At 64.9% G+C, this 18792-nt stretch carries 20 protein-coding genes and 1 tRNA gene; 12 read left to right on the top strand and 9 right to left on the bottom strand.

The annotated features are described in order from the left end of the window. Positions 1 to 4: 4 nt before the first annotated feature. The 3 genes from NMB41_RS21585 to NMB41_RS21575 are packed head-to-tail and all read left to right on the top strand — an operon-like array spanning position 5 to position 3303. Positions 5 to 982 (top strand): HlyD family secretion protein, encoded by a 978-nt coding sequence (locus NMB41_RS21585; protein ID WP_494379824.1) that lies wholly within the window; start codon positions 5 to 7, stop codon positions 980 to 982. 9 nt (positions 983 to 991) lie between these two features. After that, positions 992 to 2164: an ABC transporter permease gene (locus tag NMB41_RS21580; protein ID WP_494379823.1), complete on the top strand. Its 1173-nt coding sequence runs from the start codon at positions 992 to 994 to the stop codon at positions 2162 to 2164. Next, the gene (locus NMB41_RS21575; RefSeq protein WP_494379822.1) at positions 2161 to 3303 is read left to right on the top strand and encodes an ABC transporter permease; all 1143 of its coding nucleotides are present in this window, start codon (positions 2161 to 2163) and stop codon (positions 3301 to 3303) included. Before NMB41_RS21580 ends, NMB41_RS21575 begins: the two co-directional genes overlap by 4 nt. Before the next feature lie 13 nt (positions 3304 to 3316). Here the strand turns inward: NMB41_RS21575 and NMB41_RS21570 are convergent, their stop codons facing one another. Continuing rightward, positions 3317 to 3961, bottom strand: a complete 645-nt coding sequence (locus tag NMB41_RS21570) for an SOUL family heme-binding protein (protein WP_494379821.1) — start codon at positions 3959 to 3961, stop codon at positions 3317 to 3319. Between the two features lie 265 nt (positions 3962 to 4226). Between NMB41_RS21570 and NMB41_RS21565 the strand changes: the two genes are divergently transcribed. Continuing rightward, the gene (locus tag NMB41_RS21565; RefSeq protein ID WP_494379820.1) at positions 4227 to 5432 is read left to right on the top strand and encodes a hypothetical protein; all 1206 of its coding nucleotides are present in this window, start codon (positions 4227 to 4229) and stop codon (positions 5430 to 5432) included. Between the two features lie 247 nt (positions 5433 to 5679). Here NMB41_RS21565 and maiA read toward each other — a convergent pair whose 3' ends face one another. Further along, a complete protein-coding gene (gene maiA / locus NMB41_RS21560; protein ID WP_494379819.1) occupies positions 5680 to 6342 on the bottom strand; it encodes a maleylacetoacetate isomerase in 663 nt (220 codons plus the stop codon). 136 nt (positions 6343 to 6478) lie between these two features. On the opposite strand from maiA, the gene NMB41_RS21555 reads away from it, so the two are divergent. Together NMB41_RS21555 and NMB41_RS21550 are read left to right on the top strand one after the other, a co-directional pair. Beyond that, entirely contained in the window at positions 6479 to 7030 is a 552-nt protein-coding gene (locus NMB41_RS21555; protein WP_494379818.1) for a TetR/AcrR family transcriptional regulator, read from the top strand. Between the two features lie 10 nt (positions 7031 to 7040). Next, a complete protein-coding gene (locus NMB41_RS21550) occupies positions 7041 to 7742 on the top strand; it encodes an alpha/beta fold hydrolase (RefSeq protein WP_494379817.1) in 702 nt (233 codons plus the stop codon). A gap of 426 nt (positions 7743 to 8168) precedes the next feature. Here the strand turns inward: NMB41_RS21550 and NMB41_RS21545 are convergent. Both NMB41_RS21545 and NMB41_RS21540 read right to left on the bottom strand, forming a co-directional pair. Further along, a tRNA-Phe gene (locus NMB41_RS21545) sits at positions 8169 to 8244 on the bottom strand. 59 nt (positions 8245 to 8303) lie between these two features. Beyond that, a complete protein-coding gene (locus NMB41_RS21540) occupies positions 8304 to 9299 on the bottom strand; it encodes an AraC family transcriptional regulator (protein ID WP_494379816.1) in 996 nt (331 codons plus the stop codon). Between the two features lie 121 nt (positions 9300 to 9420). On the opposite strand from NMB41_RS21540, the gene NMB41_RS21535 reads away from it, so the two are divergent. Continuing rightward, positions 9421 to 10284, top strand: coding sequence for a class I SAM-dependent methyltransferase (locus NMB41_RS21535; protein WP_494379815.1), 864 nt, complete (start codon positions 9421 to 9423; stop codon positions 10282 to 10284). 79 nt (positions 10285 to 10363) lie between these two features. Here the strand turns inward: NMB41_RS21535 and NMB41_RS21530 are convergent, their stop codons facing one another. The 5 genes from NMB41_RS21530 to NMB41_RS21510 form a co-directional block, all read right to left on the bottom strand. Beyond that, positions 10364 to 11824 carry a PA domain-containing protein gene (locus tag NMB41_RS21530; protein ID WP_494379814.1) on the bottom strand — a complete coding sequence of 487 codons (1461 nt, stop codon included), beginning with the start codon at positions 11822 to 11824 and terminating at the stop codon, positions 10364 to 10366. A gap of 2 nt (positions 11825 to 11826) precedes the next feature. Next, complete coding sequence (locus NMB41_RS21525) at positions 11827 to 12258, bottom strand: post-PEP-CTERM-1 domain-containing protein (protein ID WP_494379813.1); 432 nt, start codon at positions 12256 to 12258, stop codon at positions 11827 to 11829. Positions 12259 to 12322: 64 nt separating this feature from the next. Continuing rightward, a complete protein-coding gene (locus NMB41_RS21520; RefSeq protein WP_494379812.1) occupies positions 12323 to 12958 on the bottom strand; it encodes a choice-of-anchor J domain-containing protein in 636 nt (211 codons plus the stop codon). Positions 12959 to 13214: 256 nt separating this feature from the next. After that, positions 13215 to 14126, bottom strand: coding sequence for a UV DNA damage repair endonuclease UvsE (gene uvsE, locus NMB41_RS21515; RefSeq protein ID WP_494379811.1), 912 nt, complete (start codon positions 14124 to 14126; stop codon positions 13215 to 13217). Between the two features lie 133 nt (positions 14127 to 14259). Continuing rightward, positions 14260 to 14715: a fasciclin domain-containing protein gene (locus NMB41_RS21510; protein ID WP_494379810.1), complete on the bottom strand. Its 456-nt coding sequence runs from the start codon at positions 14713 to 14715 to the stop codon at positions 14260 to 14262. Between the two features lie 134 nt (positions 14716 to 14849). On the opposite strand from NMB41_RS21510, the gene NMB41_RS21505 reads away from it, so the two are divergent. The 5 genes from NMB41_RS21505 to NMB41_RS21485 all read left to right on the top strand — a co-directional run bounded on the left by NMB41_RS21505 (position 14850) and on the right by NMB41_RS21485 (position 18769). Continuing rightward, positions 14850 to 15812, top strand: coding sequence for a MerR family transcriptional regulator (locus NMB41_RS21505; protein ID WP_494379809.1), 963 nt, complete (start codon positions 14850 to 14852; stop codon positions 15810 to 15812). Between the two features lie 104 nt (positions 15813 to 15916). Next, positions 15917 to 16453, top strand: coding sequence for a DUF2058 domain-containing protein (locus NMB41_RS21500; protein ID WP_494379808.1), 537 nt, complete (start codon positions 15917 to 15919; stop codon positions 16451 to 16453). A gap of 28 nt (positions 16454 to 16481) precedes the next feature. Continuing rightward, positions 16482 to 16691 (top strand): hypervirulence associated TUDOR domain-containing protein, encoded by a 210-nt coding sequence (locus NMB41_RS21495; RefSeq protein WP_494379807.1) that lies wholly within the window; start codon positions 16482 to 16484, stop codon positions 16689 to 16691. 70 nt (positions 16692 to 16761) lie between these two features. Then, positions 16762 to 17430, top strand: a complete 669-nt coding sequence (locus tag NMB41_RS21490) for a response regulator (RefSeq protein ID WP_494379806.1) — start codon at positions 16762 to 16764, stop codon at positions 17428 to 17430. Then, positions 17417 to 18769, top strand: a complete 1353-nt coding sequence (locus tag NMB41_RS21485) for an ATP-binding protein (protein WP_494379805.1) — start codon at positions 17417 to 17419, stop codon at positions 18767 to 18769. The genes NMB41_RS21490 and NMB41_RS21485 overlap by 14 nt, the downstream gene beginning before the upstream one ends. The last annotated feature ends 23 nt before the right edge of the window (positions 18770 to 18792 follow it).

Raw genomic sequence — 18792 nt, 5'->3', positions numbered from 1 at the left:
CACCATGGCCACCTCTTCCTCCAAACGCCCGTTCGCGCTTGCCGCCGCCGCCATCGTCCTCGGCCTGCTCGGCTGGGGCGTGTACCAGGCCTTCCAGCCCACGCGCGACCCGGTGCAGGGCCAGATCGAAGCGCAGGAAGTGAATGTGGCCTCGAAGGTGCCGGGGCGGGTCGGCCGGGTGCATGTTGAGCTTGGGCAGACGGTCGCGCGCGGCGCGCTGCTGTTCGAAATCGACAGCCCGGAAGTACGGGCCAAGGTGGCGCAGGCCGAAGCCGCGCGCGACGCCGCCCGCGCCACCAGCGAAAAAGCCGAGGCCGGTGCGCGGCCGCAGGAAATCGTCGCGGCGCGCGCCAACTGGGAACGCGCCGAGGCCGGCGCCCGGCTCGCGCGCCTGACCGCGCAGCGCATCGGGGCGATGTACGGCGAAGGCGTGGTGGCGCGCCAGAAACGCGACGACGCCGACACCCAGGCGCGCGCCGCCACTGAACTTGCCACCGCCGCGCGCGCCCAGTACGAGCTGGCGCGCCAGGGCGCGCGCAGCGAGGACAAGCAGGCCGCCGCGGCCCAGGTGCGCCAGGTGGCCGGGGTGGTGGCCGAGACCGATGCCGCGCTGGGCGAAACGCGCATCACGGCGCCCGGACCGGGGGAGGTGACCAAGGTCGCGATCCAGGCCGGCGAGCTGGCGCCGCAGGGTTTTCCTGTGATTACCCTGGTCGATTTGTCCGACATCTGGGCGGTGGTGGCGGTGCGCGAAGACGAGTTCAAGCCCTTCGCCAAGGATACGCTGCACCAGGCCAGCATTCCGGCCTTGAACGTCAAGGCGCAGTTCAAGGTCAGCGCGGTGTCGGCGCTGCCGGCGTTCGCCACCTGGCGCGCGGCGCGTCCGGGCGGCACCGACCTGCGTACTTTCGAGGTCAGGCTGCGCCCGACCGCGGCCGTGCCCGGGCTGCGGCCCGGCATGACGGTCGTCTTCGCGCGCTGAGCGTTCGCGATGCGCCGCTGGACCCGCTCATCCCTGCAGCGCGAATGGCGACGCCTGCGCGCCGATCCCTGGGATCTGGCCATGCTGGGCGCCATCCCGCTGGCCCTGTACCTGCTGACCTGGTGGATTTTTTCGAGCGGCGTGGCGCGCGAGCTGCCGCTGGTGGTGCACGACCGCGACGGGTCGGTGCTCTCGCGCAGCCTGGTGCGCATGCTCGACGCCTCGCCCGGCTTGCAGGTGGTGCGCGCGGTACAGAATGAGACCGAGGCCTTTGGCCTGATCCGCGCGCGCGACGCCTTCGGCCTGGTGACGATACCCGCCGATTTCCAGCAAACCGTGCAGGCCGGCGGCGCCGCGCGCGTGCAATGGGTCTATAACGCCCAGTTTGCCTCGCACGCCGGCGCCATGACGCGCGACGTGCGCACCGTGGTGGCGACGGTGTCAGCCGGCATCGAAGCGCAGGCGCGCGCGAAACGCGGCGCCGGACTGAGGCAGGCGGCTGCCCAGGTCGAACCGGTGCGCACGCGCACCACGACCCTGTTCAACGAAAGCGGCAGTTACATCCCTTCGCTGGCGCTGCCGGTGGCCTTCAGCCTGCTGCATATCTTCGTCACGCTGGCGGCGGTTACCGCGATCGGGCGCGAACTGCGGGCCGCCAGCGTGCCAGACTGGCTGGCGGCCGCCGGCGGCCGGCTCGGCCCGGCGCTGCTCGGCAAGCTCCTGATACCCGCGGCCGTGTTCGCCGTTCATGCGTTGCTGCTGCTCCTGCTCTTCGGCGTGCTGCTGGGCTGGCCGGTACTGGGCAGCGCCACCGCCATGCTGGCCGGCACCGCCTTGTTCATCACGGCCTACCTGGCGCTGGGCGCTTTCATTGTTGCCTTCACGTCGTCGCTGCGCGCGGCCCTGTCGGCCTGCGCCTTCGTGACGGCCCCGGCCTTTGCCTTTGCCGGCCAGGGCTTTCCCTTGCTGTCCATGCCGCTGGGCGCGCGCATCTGGGCCGAGGCACTGCCGCTGACCCACTACCTGCGCCTGCTGAACAACACCTGGGTGGCGGGCGCGCCGCTGCGTTTCAGCCTGGGCGCGCTGGCGGTACTGCTGGCCTTCACGCTGGTGCTGGGCGCCGCCGCCTGGCTGCGCCTGGCGCGCCGCGTGCGCCAGCCGGACAGCTGGGGCCAGTCATGAGCGCGCTGCGCGCGGCGGCGCGCTCCTTTGTCCAGACCTGGCAGGCGATCCTGCGCGACAAGGCCGCACTGCTGCTGTTCTTCATTTCCGGGATCATTTATTCGTTCTTCTATCCGCTGCCCTACAGCGCCGAGACGGTGCGCCGGGTGCCGGTGGCCGTGCTCGATCAGGACGGGTCGGCCCTGTCGCGCCAGCTGATCCGCTACGCCGGCGCTCATCCCGGCATCGTGATAGCCGGCGTGAGCACCCGGCTTGATGCCGTACAGGACATGATCTGGCGCGGCGAGGCGGCCGGCGCGCTGCTCATTCCCGAAGACTTCAGCCGCAAGATCCTGGCCGGGCAGGTACCCGAAATCGAGGTCGGCGGCCACGGTTCCTATCCGCTGCTGAACAAGGTGATCCTGAACGGCCTGGCCGAAGTCGGCGGCACCCTGTCGGCCGGCGTCGAACTCAAGCGCCTGGGCGCGGCTACGCCGTCGGCGGCGCAGGCGGAAGGAGCGCGCCAACCGCTGAGCGTGGAAGCCATTCCCCTGTTTAACGTGCGCGAGGGCTATGCCTCCTACATCGTGCCGGGCGTGGTGGTGCTGATCATGCAGCAGACTTTCTTGCTCGGCATCGGTCTGCTGTTTGGCAGCTGGTTCAGCACGCAGGCGTTTCCGTATGCGCGCGGCGCGGCCGCCTATTGCGGCGCCTTGAGCGCGTTTGCACTGGTGGTGGCCCTGAATGCGATGTATTTTTTCGGCTTCGTCTTTTGGTGGCAGGATTATCCGCGCGGCGGCAACCTGGCCGGCACCGCCGTGCTGACGCTGCTGTTCGCCTACAGCGTGGCCGCGCTGGGCATGCTGATCGGGATGTTCTTCCGCACGCGCGAACGCAGCATGCAGTTGCTGGTGGCAAGCTCGCTGCCGATCATGTTCTTATCTGGCCTGACCTGGCCCGCCAGCGCGCTTCCCGCGCCGCTGCAATTGCTGGCCTGGCTGCTGCCCTCGACCGCGGCGATCCAGGGTTTCATCGCCACCAACCAGATGGGTGCCTCGCTGCACGAAGTACGCACCGAACTGGCAGCGCTGCTCGGCCTTGCGCTGCTGTTCGCAGCCCTCGGCCTGCGCCAGTGGCGGCGCATGCAGGCGCCGCGCTAAGCGCGGCGCGTGCTCAATCGAGGGCCAGCCAGATCTCGTTGCGGCGCATGAACCAGGGCGTCATCGGGCTGTTGTAGCGCGACAGCACAGGCTCGCCCTTCCAGACGATGTTCGCCGTGCGCAATCCTTCCTGGAGAAGGTTCAGGTGCCTGCTGTAATTGGCCTCCGTCCAGAAGCCGGAGTAGCGGATCACCGCCACCCGCCTGGACGCCACCTCGCGCAGCATGACGCGCGGATCGAGCGGCTGCGGCGCATTCTGCATATTGATATCGTTCGGCAGGACAAACTGCACCAGCACGCCCTCGCTCCCCATCTGCTGGGTCACCGGCGCCGTCATCTCGAGCTTGACGGGGACCGGGGTCTGGGTCACCGGCGCGGTCATCTCGAGTTTGCGCTCGCCTTTGTTTTTACCGAAGATATAGCCGGCAAGGATGGGAAAGGCGCGGTTGCCGGCGTCGCTTGCCGGTGGCGGCAGCAGCACCTCGGCTACCGTGTAGGGCGCGTATTGGCGGATCTCGAAGGTCGCAAAGGTACGCAGGACGATATACGAAGGTTCTTCGACCGCATTGCCTGTGGCGGGCAGGATTGCCAGCAGCAGGGCCGGCAATCCAGCCAGCAGGCGGGCGCCGCTCTGGACGGGGGAAACGCGATGTGTCATGGCAAGGCGCTTGGCGGTGTGGAGGGTCGGTAAATCATATACCGGAAAGGTCGCCTGCGACATCCTGTCAGGGCGCATGGCATGTGCTGGCCGGGACATGAATAAAAAGACCAAGCTGCGTGCGATTCTTCGACTGCGCGGCTTTTATTGACTACCGCTCGGTTTCATCGCACACTTTGCAAATATGCAACCCTCTTCTGCACCGTCGAGCACAAGGCTCAAGGTCCGAACGGGATCCATAAAACGCGAACAAGAGGGACACCTGATGCGTCAACGTATGATCGGACTGTGCGCCGTGCTTTTGCTGTGCTGTGTTTCCCCTTTCCTCAACGCCAAGACACCGCCCGGCTTGGCGGTCAGGATCGACGTGCATCATGTCGCAAAAGACAGGTGGCGCGTCGACTACCGATTCGCCGAACCGGTCACCGCCGTCAAGTTTGATTCGGTTGGCGAAATGCGCAAGGAAGCCTGGAAAGTGCGTACGCCCGGTATGCGCATGAAGCCTGGACCCGACCATGACATCGTCGATGCCGTCGGCAAGCCATTCAGGTCGTCCAGCATCGAGATCCGCACCTTCGACGGCCTGGAACCGAAGGCCTATGCGCCCTTCAACCGCTTCTCGGATGGGGGAACGGCATTCTTCCTGGGCTTTCTACAAGGGGAGGCGCAGCGGGGGAAACGTCAGCTTCCGATGCTGGCCGATATCCGCCTGCATGGCCTCGCGCAGGAAAACGTGATCGCACCTCCACCGAACAAGCGTTTGCCAGGCGGCGAACGCGGCTACGCGTACTTCGGACCGGCCCGCGCCGTGCGCTCGGGTGCGACCGAATTTCTGATCGATCCGGCCACCCCGCCATGGATGCGCGAAACCTTCCTGGATGCAGGGGCAAAGGTGTCCGCCTATTATCAACGAGCCTACCAGCGCCCTTTGACGGACGAGTTGCTCATCATGTTGTCCATGTCGGGAGCCGACTTGCCTGAATTCTCCATGAAAGGCGGTGCGGTCACGGGTCAGCTGAGCTACCGCTTCGATGGCAAATCGACGCTCGCCGATCTCCCCAAATACCGCGAATATCTGGCCCAACTGGTCGCGCATGAACTGGCGCATATCTGGCAATTCAGCCTTGCCCGTGGCGGCGTGGGCCCGGACGATCCCTGGATCCACGAAGGAGGCGCCGAGGCGATGGCGCTCGATGGCCTGCTGCAGACAGGACTATGGACCCAGGAAGCGGTGGCGGCTTTTAACAAGCAGAAATTGGCCGTCTGCGACAAGCTCGGCAATGCGGTGGACTCGTACGATGGCATCTACGCTTGCGGCCTGGTCCGTTTCAACAAGTTCGGCGTCCCGATCGTGCCGCTGTGGCGCGCGATGATGGAAACGTCGGAAACCAAAGGCGATGTGTATTCGGCGAGCATGATCGACGCCATCGTGCCGACACTTGTGCCGCAGCCGCAGGCAACGGCTCCTTGATACGACAACGCCCACTTGCATGAGTGGGCGTTGCGTGAACCATGTCCTTGGTGGCCCGGGGCGGAATCGAACCACCGACACAAGGATTTTCAATCTTGGCGCGGCGCCTGCTGCTACACCATCGTTTGCCGGACCAAGGTTCCGCTACTGGGACGAGGTATCTTCCCAACGTGATGGTTTGGCCCTCGTCCCATCCTTCGCCGGGAATCATGCAGAAAACCGGCAAAAGACAAGTTGGCCAGCGTGCTCAGGCTGGAGCACCTGCCTGACGGCTCGGGGTCGCTTCGATGAACGCCGGATGCGCATCGCAGGCTGCCATGATGCGGTCGATCGTCGGCGTATTCGGAATCGTAATCTTAAAAATTCTCACCATCTCCACAATGCTGGCCAGACAGATGTCGGCCATCGTCGGCGTGTCGCCATGACAAAACACGCCGGTCTGAGGCTCAGTGGCAAGACGTTGCTCGAGCGCGGCCAAGCCGGTTCCAAACCACTGGATCTGCCATGCACGCCAGGCCGCGTCGTCCATTCCAGTATTGGCAGTCAAGTATTTTTTGACGCGCCCTGTGATCAGCGGATGCGTATCGGCAGCGAGCATTGCGGCGATTGAGCGGACGCGGGCGCGCCCATGCAGGTCCGGCGGCAGCAATGGCGGCGCTGGCTGGAATTCGTCCAGAAATTCCAGGATTGCCAGCGACTGCGTCAGCGGCGCATGTCCGGTCTCGACTAAAGCTGGGATCGCGCCAAGTGGATTGATCTTCAAAAATTTCTCGTCGCGCTGCTCCCCGGCATCGATATTGACAATCCGTTCGTGCGCCGTCAGCCCCTTCAGATTGAGGGCGACGCGCACCCGGTAAGTGGCCGACGTGCGCCAGTAAGCATACAGTTCGAACGTGGATTGCGTGGTCATTGCGGATTCCCTTCGGGGTCAAACGTACATGTGGACTAACTGATCTATAATTATAACCATGTCCAGACCTCCACGCCAATCAGCACACAGCCACACGCAGCCTTCCTCCCCGGTGATGGGGCGCCCACGCGAATTCGTGCCTGCCGAAGCACTCAGGGATGCACTGGAAGTGTTTTGGGAAAAAGGGTACCTGGCCACCTCTCTCGATGATCTGACCGCTGCCATGCACTTGAGCCGGTCGAGTTTTTACGCCTGCTTCGGTTCCAAGCACGCCGTGATGATGGCGGCGGTCGAACTCTACGCCGATGAGCTATTTGCCAGGCTCGAGGCCATGGCGTCGTCCATGCCTCCCGTCGAGGCAGTCCACGCCGTACTGGCGGCGATAGCAGGAGTCGATGCGGGCCGCCGTGGCTGTTTCTTCGTCAATTGTGTGACGGAACTTGCACCGCACGATGCGGCACTGGCCGCCTTCGGTCAGCATCACGTCGCCCGCACCGGTGCGCTGGTCGTTGGCTTGCTCGAGCGGGCCGGATTGACCCCGGAGCTGGCGCAAACGCGCGCCGCTGCCTTGTTGGCGCTGGTGCTCGGCACCATCACGCTGCGCAAGGCCGGCCGGCCGGCACCGGAGCTACTGACAATACTGAACCAGGCGCATCTGCTGCTTGCCGATACCACTTCTTCTACTTAATGGACCACCCATGTCACCACGCCTGCCCACGGTCTTCATTCCTGCCTTGCTGTGCGACGAAATGCTGTACCGGGATGTCATCGCCGCGCTTGGCGACGTCATCGAACCGCAAGTCTTGATGTCGCCGCAAGCGAGTCTGTCCGACAGCGTCGCCGATATTCTTGCGCGCGCGCCGCGCACGTTTGCGCTGGTCGGCACCTCCTACGGCGCCAATCTGGCGCTTGCCATTGCCCTCGCCGCGCCGGAACGGGTTTCCTCACTCTGGCTGATGGGCTGCGACGCCAGCGCCCCGGCCGCCGGCGGGCCCGATCTTGCAGCCGGACTCGCAGCGACGCCAGACGCGATCGTCGAGTTTTTGGCAGGAATCGTCGTACGCCCGGCTGATCACGCAGCAAGTGCCGCCTTCAAAGCCATGGCGCACCGCGTCGGCGCGCCGGCAGGCGCGGCGCAGGCGCGTGCGCTGGGCAGCCGGGACGATATCTGGTCCAGGCTGGGCGAGCTGCGCATGCCGGCGCTGATCGTGTCGGGTGACGAAGATCCGATAGCACCACCGGCGTGCGGGCAGCAGCTCGCGCAAGCGATGCCTCAAGCGCGCTTTGAACTGATGTCGCAATGTGGTCACTTGCCGACGCTGGAGCAGCCGGCGCGGGCGGCCGCGTTGTTCCGCGCTTTTCTCGGCGAGGACGCACTGCATCCGCATCCCTCCAGATAGGCAAAAGCGAACCGGGATTCGCAATTCGTTACCTGTTCGATTCACGCTGAAAAGCACCAGGGGAATATCGGGTCATGACCGGCGGGGCCACGGTCGATCGCTCCAGCCCGGGACGGTAAGGGCATGGGTACGTACGCCGACGACTTCGCTACGCTGATCGAAACGCTGGGCCTGAATGACACAACTATGCTCGGACATTCCACCAGTTCGGGCTGCGTCGGTGGGTTGGAACGTTCATACAGCGCGACCAGCGCTTGATTTGAGGTGAAGGCAGAAATCGCCGCATGGTCGGTCCGAAGCGCCACTTCGGTCATGGATGCAGATGTTCGGGGCGGTGCCAGCGGAAATAGTCCGGACACGAGGACGGCGAACCCCAGAAACGACAACGCCAATCACGATGGATTGGCGTTGGTTAAAGTATGTTCTTGGTGGCCCGGGGCGGAATCGAACCACCGACACAAGGATTTTCAATCCTCTGCTCTACCAACTGAGCTACCAGGCCAAGGCGGCGATTTTAGCATGAAGTGCTTGGTCGTCCATAGTTTTTGAGCGCAGAAGCGGTCAGCTCGCGTGCTGCATGCGGCGCCAGCGCGCAGGCGAGGTGCCGGTTTCGCGCTTGAAGGCGCGGGCAAAGGCCGCTTCCGATTCGTAGCCCACTTCCAGCGCCACCGACGCCACCGGAGCCCGGCCGCCGCGCAGCAGGCCGGCGGCCGCTTCCATGCGCCAGCGCGCCAGGTATTGCATCGGCGGCTGGCCGAGCAGGCGCAGGAAGCGGGCGCAGAAGCTCGAGCGCGAGAGGTTTGAAGCGCGTGCCAGGTCGTCGATGGTCCAGGGGCGGGCCGGGGCGCGGTGGATGAGGGCCAGGGCGCGTCCGATCTGGTGGTCGCGCAGGCCGGCGAGCCAGCCGGTGCTGCCGGCCGGCAGGCACTCCAGGTAACGGCGCAAGGCGTCGATGAACATGGTTTCGCTGGCGCGCTCGAGCAGGGCGGCGGCGCCCGGTTGGCCGCGGTCGGCGCGCAGGGCCAGCTGGCCCAGTTCGCCGTGCGCGGCCGCGCTGGACGAGGCCGGCAGGTGCAGCAGGCGCGGCAGGGCATCGAGCAGGGGATTGAAGGGGTGACGGTCGCAGGACAGGAACCCGCAGACCAGTTCCGTGTCGCCCGCCGGCGCGTGTTCGCCCCAGGAAAATTCGTACTGCGAATGGAATACGATGGGGATCGGTTTCGGCGCGTCGCGCGTGTGCGCCACCCAGGCCGGATCGATCCGCGCCGGCTGCTGGGCCGGGTCGCTCGAGAGCACGTGGGCGTCGCCATGGGGCAGGATGACGACGTCGCCCGTGCGCATGCGTACCGGCGCCATGCCGGCGACGCGGGCCCAGCCGTCGCCCCTGGTCAGCACATGGTATTCCATCACGTGCTCGGCGTCGGGAAACAGCAGGCGGCCAAGCTCGCGCATCGGCGGCGCCTCGACCGACCAGATCGCCGGGAAACTGATCTGGTAAAAGACGGCGCCGCGCAGGCGTACCGAGCGCAGCACATCGGAGAGGGTGTCGGTCTGCATCTTGTTCAGGATGCGCGGGCAAAGCGCGCCGACGCCCGGTCAAGCGGACTGCGGCCGCACGCACCATACTCAAAGTCTGGGATGCTCGAATCTTCAATCCTGTATTTGGAAGGATGACACCATGGACAAAACAACGCAATCGGGCCCGGCCGCAGCCAGCGCGCGCAGCGCGGCGCAGCCGGACTATGCCGCGATCAAGGCGCGCCAGCAGGCGGCCTGGGCCAGCGGCGACTTCGCCATCGTTGGCGTGACCTTGCAGATCGTCGGCGAGACGCTGGCCGAGATGGCCGACATCCGCGCCGGCGAGACCGTCCTCGACGTCGCCGCCGGCAACGGCAACGCCTCGCTGGCGGCGGCGCACCGGATGGCGCGCGTGACCTCGACCGACTATGTGCCGGCCCTGCTGGAAAAAGGCCGTGCCCGCGCCGCCGCCGAGGGGCTGGACATCGAATTTCGCGAGGCCGACGCCGAGAACCTGCCCTTCGCGGACGGCAGTTTCGACGTCGCCCTGTCGACTTTCGGCGTAATGTTCGCGCCCGACCATGGCCGCTGCGCCGGCGAACTGCTGCGCGTGGTGCGCCAGGGCGGACGCATCGGCCTGGCAAGCTGGACACCCGAAAGTTTCATCGGCCAATTGTTCAAGGTGATCGGCAAGGCGGTGCCGCCGCCGGCGGGCCTGATGTCGCCCTCGTTGTGGGGAACCGAGGCCTACCTGGGCGAATTGTTCGGCGACGCGTCGAGCGACATCCGCACCACGCGCCGCAACTTTTATTTCCGCTACAAGTCCGGCGCCCACTGGCTGCAGGTGTTCCGCGACTTTTACGGTCCGGTGAACAAGGCCTTCGGTGCGCTCGACAGCCATGGCCAGGCCCTGCTCGAGCAAGAGATCCTGGCGCTGCTCGATCGTTACAACATCGCCGGCAATGCCTCGATGGTGGTGCCGTCGGAATACCTGGAGGCGGTGATCGTCAAGCGCAGCGGCTGAGGAGCGCGCGCAATAAAAAACCGGGCGGTGACTTGCGTCATCCGCCCGGCTCAAAGTATTGCCTACCCGATGCTGTCGATTACCAGCCCAGATCCTTGAACAGTGGCAGCGTCAGGTCTTTCGGCGGCACCACTTCCAGGGTCAGGTCGGCGCTGATGTTTGGTTCCATCAGCAGGTTCGGCGAAGCCGACACGTCCCAGTGCGAGACCGACGAACCGCCGATCAGCGGGTTCGGCGTGTACAGCAGCGGACGGCCAGCCATGTCGGCGCCAGCCTTCTTGTTCGGATCGACCATCAGCGTGGCGAGCACCGTACCAGGCGCGCTGCGCGTGCCGTATGGCTTGGCCTTCTCGACGGCTGCCTTCAGGCGCGTGCCGTCTGCCAGCGAGACGCCGATCGACGGGATCGTCACGGTCGGATCCGAGCCGCCTGGGGCAATGGCGCCGGCCACGTTATTGACCAGTACCGCACCCACTGCGCCGGCGTTTTGCGCATTCTTCACCTTGACGGCGAAGCCACAAACACCGCGGCTGATGAGCGCAACTTTGCCTTTGACAGCAGCGGTATTGGCTGCATTGAACGGCTCGCAGCCAGGACCGGTTTGACCAGCCTGGTCAACGATGTTCGCCAGGGTGCCGAGGTTGCCGGTCGCTGGCACCGCAGGACCAAAGGCCGACGCGTTGTAGGTGATTGTCGGCAGCAGTTCAGCCGGGCTGCTGGTTTTCACGACTGGCAGGTTGCGCAGCATGGCGGCGCCGGCAACCGCGTTCTTGCCGGTCCATGCCAGTTGCAGCGGGTTGATCGCCGAGGCGCGGCGCTCGGCAGCGGTCATCTCCAGCCAGCTCTTCTGGGCCGTATTGTCGTACATAAAGCCTTCCCAGATGCTCGGCAGGCCGGAATACAAGCGGTTACCCGTCGAGGTGCTGACGGTCAGTACCGAGAAACCCAGGCCGTGGCCCAGTTCATGCAGCAGGGTCGCCGCAAAGTTCACGTTGCTGCCGGCATTGCCGTCCAGTCCGAGATAGAACGTCGATCCGGCGAGGCAATCCGGTTGACCGAGGCGGGCATTGAACTGGGTCTTGATGTCGACGTTGCCGAAGCCGGAGCCGTCATCCGGCTGACCGGCGCTCAGGTTTTCGCCAGCAAGCTTGTTGGCCAGCGCCTGTGGATACCAGGTGCCTGGTTTGGCGTTCGGGAAGTCGCGCCAGATGTTCCAGGCGCCGGCGCTGCCGAGGGTGGCCGAGTTCGCGGTGCAGGTCAGGTTTTCCCAGCCGGCCGAGACGACGATTTCGATATCGCTGTTGAGGTTCTTTTCCCAGATGTCGGCAACGTGGCGGTACACGATCATGCGCTGTTCGCCAAGCGTGGTGCCCATGTTGCCGCCCACTGGCTGAACCGGGGTCTTGTCGTCGAAGCCGTAGCCGGCAGGGTCACGGCTCTGGATCTTGATGGTGGCCGCTTCTGCAGCCAGGCAGGTCAGGGCACAGGCGGCAGCGATCAGCGAGCGCACGGCGGTACGCGAAAATTGAGTGGTGCGCATGTTTACTCCGTTTCAACCTTGGTGTTGTGGACGTGACCGGCTGCGACGGCCGAATTGGCCGCGCCGTGCGATTCAAAGCACTGCATTCCGATGCTGCCATCGGGGTTGCGCACTGCGACGGATGAGCTGATGGCTTCGTCGGTCAAACGCACGCCACGGGCGCCCTTGGCGTGGAACTTCTCCTGTGGGGCCTGTGCCGGCGCGACGCGCGCTGCGCGCATCTTGCTCGACGCTTGCGCTTGCAACGCGGCGTGCTCGGCAGCAGTAGCATTGCGCAGTTTGCCGGTTTCGGCATCGCGCACCACGGTCAGCGAATCGTTAGACGGTGCTGGCGCCTCCTGGGCGACGGCGCTCTGGCTGACGAGGCCCAGCAGGGCCAGGGTAATGCCGGCGGCGCGCAGCAGGCGCTGGCCGGACTGATGTTTCTGGGACATGACTATCTCCTGGTATTGGATATACGGAGCGCTATGCGCTCTGGCTTGCGAAAACGTGTCTTGATCAGCTGCGCTTGCGGCGGCGGGACATTGCCAGGCCCATTGCGCCGGCGAGCAGGATCGCCATGGTCGACGGTTCCGGAACGTCGGAGATGACCAGGCTGTCCAGGCCGACGTAATTCGACATATCAGCCGCGCCCGTGTACTGGAATGCGAAACGGGCCGTGCCTTCGCGGAAGGCGACGTTATAGATGTATTCGGTCCATTCGCCCTGTGGGACGACGAAGGCGGACTGGAAGGTGAAGTCGCTCAGCGCGGTGCCGCCCTGGCTGATGCCGAAGGCGATCTGGTCGCTGTAGGTGTCGTCGGCAGCGCCACGCAGCCAGAACGAAATAGTGTTGCCCCAGGTCGTCGTGAACTCTGGCGTAATGAGCAAGGCATTGAGCGTACCGCCGGCAGCGGCGCTGCTGTAATTGGCGCCGGCGAAACTGGTGGAGTCGCCCTGCTGGGCGCTGAAGGCCGCCGTCGTGCCCTGGGTCCAGCCATCGGTCGCGCCGCCGGTGGTGCTGGCATTCGTGAATACCCAACCCTTGCCTGGCAAGCTGAATACATTGTCAAAACCTTCCTGCAACATCACGTCGCCGGCCTGTGCCGACAAGGCCATGCTGGAAATTGCCAGTGCAACAAGTGCTTTCTTCATCATCTGATCCGCCCTCCAAAGTTTTAGACGTTGTGGCAGCGCTTTTAATTCGTGTTTTGCGCTACCTCAATATTTCGCGGCAATTAGCTCACCGACAACGGGCCACATGCATTTTGCGTGCCAGAAAACTATGTGGTTGATTTCCAAGGAGAATATTTTCTCAGTGAAAATTTTGATGAAGACATGTAAGAATTTTCGACAAAATTCGACAAAAACTCGACATGTAATTACATTTCGCACCAATTTGGTGCAAAAATTATAACTGTGTGATGTTCGGAAGTGGTTTATTTAACGATTTTAACCAGTCTTGCAGTCCACCGATGGCCTCTTCCTTGGACTTCGCTTCGATCTCGATCCACGGCGCAGCGGCGTAACAGGCGGGCATCGTATCGATCAAATCGGCATGCTGGCGGTCATTGAAACCGCTGCGCCCGTTCGAGATATGCACCAGCTGATGGGCAGGCTCGGCCCAGGTTGCACGGGCCTTGCGCAGCATTTCTTCGACACTCGGATCATCGTAGCTGGCCAGGTCTTCATGGACGATATGGTGGTGGGCGTCGAACACCATCGGCACGCCGCTGCGCAGGCAGATGGCGTGGATTTCTTCCGCGCTGTACGAGTACTCGTCGTTCTCCAGGCCCAGCCGGCAGCGGATCGCGTCGGGCAGGGTGGTGATGCACCTGACGAGTGCATCGGCCCGGTCTGACTTGCCGCCGTGGATTTCGAGCAGGGCCCAGGGCGAGCGCGGCTGGGCCAGCAAATCCATGATGTCGGCGTGCATCTGCAGGATCGTGATGCTGTTGGCGACCACTTGGGGCGAATCGGAGCTGAGCACGACGAACTGGTCCGGATGCATCACCAGGCGGATGCCGGCTTCCAGGGCGCGCTTGCCCGAGCGTTCCAGGCTGGTGGACAGTGTGCGCAGGATTGCCAGGCCTTCCGGCGTATCGGCGAAGGGAAAGATCGAGGACGGCATGCGGTACAGCGAAATGCCGTTCTGGACGCAATAGCGCAGGGCGCCGTCGAACGTCTGGAGATTATCGCGGTAGATGTCTCCCAGGATCTTTGCCTGGGCCTCGGGCGATTGCGCATGCAGGCGCGTGCGCGTGACGGTGCGATAGCGGATGTCTTTTGAAACGGTAATGCAGACCAGGCCAAGATGCGGCATGCGAACCTCGTGGAATCAAGTGTGAAAAAAGTAGTGGCCCAAGCAAATGGAAAACGCCACCGCCCGCGGAATGCGGAGCGGCAGCGTTCAAAGAGCCTAAGTCAGTTGCACAGCGCGTGCAACCCGCATCGGGTTACTTCGGCATAATTACCGAATCGATAACGTGGATCACGCCGTTATCGGCCGCGATGTCGGTTTTGACGACTTGCGCCTTGTCGACCATGACCGTGCTGCCCTTGGTGCTGACCTTGAACGAACTGCCTTCAACGGTCTTCACCATGCCCGGTTTGACGTCGGCAGCCATCACCGAGCCCGGCACGACGTGGTAAGTGAGGACCTTGGTCAGCGCGGCCTTGTCCTTCAGCAGGGCATCGAGCTTGGCCTTTGGAATTTTGGCGAAGGCGGCATCGGTCGGCGCGAACACCGTGAACGGGCCCGGGCCCTTGAGCGTATCGACCAGGCCGGCGGCTTGCACGGCGGCGATCAGCGTATTGAAACTGCCGGCCGCTTTGGCAGTGTCGACGATGTCGGCGGCCTGGGACGAACCGATGGCGAAGGCGAGGGGAAGTGCGAACAAGATTTTTTTCATGTGAGACTCCTGGCAGTGGTAGGCCGGTTCAGTATTGAACCGGTATGAGCGTAATTTAGGCGTAATAGCTTGCGCTGTCTAAGGTTTGTCGCTATATAATTGGACATCGACGGGACAATACAGGGACATAAGCCGTGAACTCACCACTAAAAACCGAGCAGGACCGCATCATGTACCGCAGTGGCGCGGCCGCCAGGCTGGCTGGGCTGCCGGTGGAAACCCTGCGCATCTGGGAGCGCCGCTACAGCCTGTCGGACGCCGAGCGCTCCGAGCACGGACAGCGCCTCTACTCGGCCGAGCAGGTCGCGCGGCTGGGTTTGTTGAAACAACTGGTCGACCAGGGTCATGCGATCGGGGTGCTGGCGGGCCTGGCGCGCGAACAGCTGCAGGCCATGCTGGCGGCCGGTGCGGGCGACGCCCGTGCATCCGGCGCGCCGGTGCGGATCATGCTGGTGGGGCCGAGCCTGGGGCGGCGCGTGGAGGCCGAGCGCCAGGGACTGGGACTGGACGTGCGCGCCAGCTGCGCCCGGCTCGAGCAGGTGAGCGAGTTGGCCACGCCGAGCGGGGCTCAGGTGCTGGTGGTCGAAGTGTCGGAACTTGACGACAACGCCTTGCCGCTGCTGGCGGCCGCGCGCGAGGCGGCCGGTGTCGCGGCCACCGTCGTGCTGTACCGCTTCTGCCCCAGCGCCACCATCCGCGCACTGCGTTCGATGGGCTGCCTGGTGGCGCGCGTGCTGGCCGATCTCGGCGAACTGGCGTTGCTGTGCCGCTCGGCCCTGGCCGGGCAGCGCCTGCCGATGCAGGAAGCAACGGCAGCGACGGTTGCGCCGCCCCGTTTCGACGAAGAGGCGCTGGCCACCATCGCGGCCGCGGGCACCCGCATCACCTGCGAATGCCCGCGCCACCTGACCGAACTGCTCTTGATGGTCGGCAGCTTCGAGCGCTACAGCGCCCAGTGCGCCAACCGCAATCCCGAAGACGCCCGCCTGCACGCCCAGCTCGAACTGGCGGCGGGCCAGGCGCGGATGGTGCTGGAAGGCGCGCTGACCACGCTGGCGATTGCCGACGGCTTGCCGCTGCCGCCGCCGCGCAACTGAAAGAGAATGTGGCCCGGCGCTGGCAGGCCGTGCCGCGCCTTGCTATGCTTCGGATGATCAGCGCCGGCCACTTCCGGCGCCCTTACTATTATGGAGCGCCGACAATGGCATCGTTGCAGGACCAATTCCTCAAAGCCGGCCTGGTGAACAAGAACAAGGCAAAACAGCTTCAGCAGGACAAGACCAAACAGCAGAAGATCGACCGCCGCACCGGCACCGAGAGCGTCGACGAGGCCAAGCTGGCCGCCGCCGAGCTGCAGCGCAAGAACGCCGAACGTGCGCGCGAACTGAACGCCCAGCGCGACGCCGCCGCCCGGCAGAAGGCGATCATGGCGCAGATCGTGGACCTGGTGCAGAAGAACCGCCAGAGCAAGGGCAATGGCGATGTTCCCTATAACTTCACGCACGGCACGAAAATCGAGCGCATCCACGTCTCGAACGCGGTGCAGGAGCACCTGATGGCCGGGCGCCTGGTCATCGTGCGCCTGGGCGACAAGACCGAGCTGGTGCCGCGCATCATTGCCGACAAGATCGCCGAACGCGATGCCGCGCTGGTGGTGCGCGTGAAGAAGAACGAGGCCGCGCTTGCGGAGGACGATCCGTACGCAGCCTTCAAGATTCCGGACGATTTGATGTGGTAAGGCGCCGGCCTTTTTCAAGGAGAGCAGCATGACGGACACATTCAAGGCCGGCGACAAGGTGCAATGGCATTCGCCGCAAGGCACGGTCCACGGCACGGTCAAGAAGAAACTCACCGCGCCCACCGAGATCAAGGGCCACCACGTCGCCGCTTCGAAGGACAATCCCGAATACCTCGTTGTCAGCGACAATACCGGGGCGGAAGCGGCGCACAAGGCCGGTGCGCTGAAAAAGGCCTGACTTTAAGATGCGCTTCATTTTGCCGGTGCAGACTGGCGGCTTCTGACCGCCCCTGTCCGGACATAAAAAAATGCGCATCCTTCTGGTCGAAGACGACACCTCCCTTGGCGAAACCATCCTCGCCTGGCTGCGCCTGGACCAGCACGCGGTCGACTGGGTGCGCCGCGGCGATTCGGCCCAGAGCGCCTTGCTGACCCACCATTACGACTGCGTGCTGCTCGACCGCGGCTTGCCCGGCCTGTCGGGCGACGCCCTGCTGGCTGAACTGCGCAAGGCCGGCAATACGGTGCCGGTGATCCTGATCACCGCCTTCAATGCGCTGGCCGACCGGGTCGAAGGGCTGGACCTGGGCGCCGACGACTACCTGGTCAAGCCGTTTGAACTCGAAGAGATGTCGGCGCGCATCCGGGCCGCCGTGCGGCGCGGCGCCAGCCAGGCCAGCAATGCGCTCCAGCACGCCGGCATCGCGCTGGACGTGGAGACGCGCCAGGCCAGCCTGCATGGCGCGCCGGTGGCGCTCACCGCCCGCGAATACCACGTGCTCTACGCTTTATTACTGCGCAAGAACGGCATCGTCACCCGCAGCCAGATCGAGGAAAGTCTGTATGGCTGGGGCGAAGAGGTCGAAAGCAATGCCATCGAGGTATATATCCATAACCTGCGCAAGAAGTTCGGCAGCGACAGCATCGTCACCGTGCGCGGCCTCGGCTACCGTTTGAGAGAAGATGCAGCGCCCTGAGGCGGCGCCCTGGTCGCTGCGGCGGCGCCTGCTGGCCGCCATCCTCGCCGCCAGCACGGTGCTGTGGCTGGGCAGCCTGGGAACGCTGACCGTGATCGCCTGGCAGGAAACGGGCGAGGTCTTCGACGATGCCCTGGAAGAATCGGCCTACATGCTGATGGCCGCCACTACCGACCTCGACACGCGCGGCCTGCTGGCGCCGCTGCCGCCGCCCGGGGGCGACGAGGTGCGCAAGGTCGACATGCAATACCAGGTCGTGGCCGCCGGCCGGGTGCTGCAGCGCAGTAGCGGCGCGCCGGCAGATCCCTTCGTGAGCGGCTTCGACGACGAGCATGGCTTTGTTGATCTCGACGTGGAGGGCGAGCGCTGGCGCGTGTTCGTCGTGCGCGACGAGGCGCGCCGCTTCGAAGTGCAGGTCGGCCAGCAAGCCGATAAGCGCTTCGAGATCCTGGAAGAGCTGGCCGAAGTGCTGTGGCTGCCGGCGCTGGGCTTCCTGCTGCTGCTGGCGCTGGTGTGCTGGTGGCTGATCGGACACGTTTTGAAACCGCTGCGCCGCACGGCGGCGGCGATCGGCGCCAAGACCCCGGACGACCTGGCCCGGGTCGAGACGCTCGGGCAGCCGCGCGAATTGCTGCCCATCGTCGGCGCCCTGAACGATGTCCTGGGGCGCCTGGACACGGCGCTGCAGGCCGAACGCCGCTTTACTGCCGACGCCGCCCACGAACTGCGTACGCCCCTGGCCGGCCTGCACATGCATGTGCAGCTGCTGCAGCGCCAGCACCCCGCACTGGCCGAGCCCTTCCAGAAGCTGCGCCAGGACATCGGCCGCCTGACGGCGCTGGTCGACAGCCTGCTCACGCTGGCGCGCCTCGATCCGCTGGCGCGCGCCCAGCTGGGCAGTCAAACGGTGGCGCTGCAGCCCCTGTTCGCGCGATTGCAGGATGAATATGCCGCTGAGGCGGCGCAGCGCGGCATCGCCCTGTCCCTTCACTGCGAGCTGGGTGAGCTGCGGGCCGACCCGCAGATGCTCGGCATCATGCTGCGCAACCTGCTCGGCAATGCCTTGCGCTACTGTCCCGCGGGCAGCCGGGTCGTGCTGGAAGCGCGCCGCCATGCCGGCCACGACCGGATCGCCGTGCGCGACGATGGCCCCGGCGTGGACGCCGCCAGCCGCGAGCGCCTGACCGAACGTTTTTTCCGGGTGCTGGGGCAGGAAGAGGGCGGCAGCGGACTGGGCCTGTCGATCGTCCAGCGCATCGCCGACCTGCACGGTATCGCGCTTGCCTTCGGTCCCGGACTCGATGGGCGCGGGCTGGGAGTAACGCTCGACTGGCCTTAAGATCGGGTTAATGTCCGGGAGGT

Source organism: Massilia sp. FBCC-B171, assembly GCF_059134155.1.
Note: the sequence above shows the minus strand (reverse complement) of the source record. Positions and strands in the feature narration are given on the sequence as shown.

Bases quoted from the DNA above. Each gene is read 5' to 3' on its own strand.
- NMB41_RS21575 (WP_494379822.1), top strand. From the start codon at position 2,161: ATGAGCGCGCTGCGCGCGGCGGCGCGCTCCTTTGTCCAGACCTGGCAG.
- NMB41_RS21495 (WP_494379807.1), top strand. From the start codon at position 16,482: ATGACGGACACATTCAAGGCCGGCGACAAGGTGCAATGGCATTCGCCG.
- NMB41_RS21525 (WP_494379813.1), bottom strand. From the start codon at position 12,258: ATGTCCCAGAAACATCAGTCCGGCCAGCGCCTGCTGCGCGCCGCCGGC.
- maiA (WP_494379819.1), bottom strand. From the start codon at position 6,342: ATGACCACGCAATCCACGTTCGAACTGTATGCTTACTGGCGCACGTCG.
- NMB41_RS21500 (WP_494379808.1), top strand. From the start codon at position 15,917: ATGGCATCGTTGCAGGACCAATTCCTCAAAGCCGGCCTGGTGAACAAG.
- NMB41_RS21530 (WP_494379814.1), bottom strand. From the start codon at position 11,824: ATGCGCACCACTCAATTTTCGCGTACCGCCGTGCGCTCGCTGATCGCT.
- NMB41_RS21520 (WP_494379812.1), bottom strand. From the start codon at position 12,958: ATGAAGAAAGCACTTGTTGCACTGGCAATTTCCAGCATGGCCTTGTCG.
- NMB41_RS21485 (WP_494379805.1), top strand. From the start codon at position 17,417: ATGCAGCGCCCTGAGGCGGCGCCCTGGTCGCTGCGGCGGCGCCTGCTG.
- NMB41_RS21585 (WP_494379824.1), top strand. From the start codon at position 5: ATGGCCACCTCTTCCTCCAAACGCCCGTTCGCGCTTGCCGCCGCCGCC.
- NMB41_RS21570 (WP_494379821.1), bottom strand. From the start codon at position 3,961: ATGACACATCGCGTTTCCCCCGTCCAGAGCGGCGCCCGCCTGCTGGCT.
- NMB41_RS21565 (WP_494379820.1), top strand. From the start codon at position 4,227: ATGCGTCAACGTATGATCGGACTGTGCGCCGTGCTTTTGCTGTGCTGT.
- NMB41_RS21490 (WP_494379806.1), top strand. From the start codon at position 16,762: ATGCGCATCCTTCTGGTCGAAGACGACACCTCCCTTGGCGAAACCATC.
- NMB41_RS21550 (WP_494379817.1), top strand. From the start codon at position 7,041: ATGTCACCACGCCTGCCCACGGTCTTCATTCCTGCCTTGCTGTGCGAC.
- NMB41_RS21580 (WP_494379823.1), top strand. From the start codon at position 992: ATGCGCCGCTGGACCCGCTCATCCCTGCAGCGCGAATGGCGACGCCTG.
- NMB41_RS21535 (WP_494379815.1), top strand. From the start codon at position 9,421: ATGGACAAAACAACGCAATCGGGCCCGGCCGCAGCCAGCGCGCGCAGC.
- uvsE (WP_494379811.1), bottom strand. From the start codon at position 14,126: ATGCCGCATCTTGGCCTGGTCTGCATTACCGTTTCAAAAGACATCCGC.
- NMB41_RS21540 (WP_494379816.1), bottom strand. From the start codon at position 9,299: ATGCAGACCGACACCCTCTCCGATGTGCTGCGCTCGGTACGCCTGCGC.
- NMB41_RS21510 (WP_494379810.1), bottom strand. From the start codon at position 14,715: ATGAAAAAAATCTTGTTCGCACTTCCCCTCGCCTTCGCCATCGGTTCG.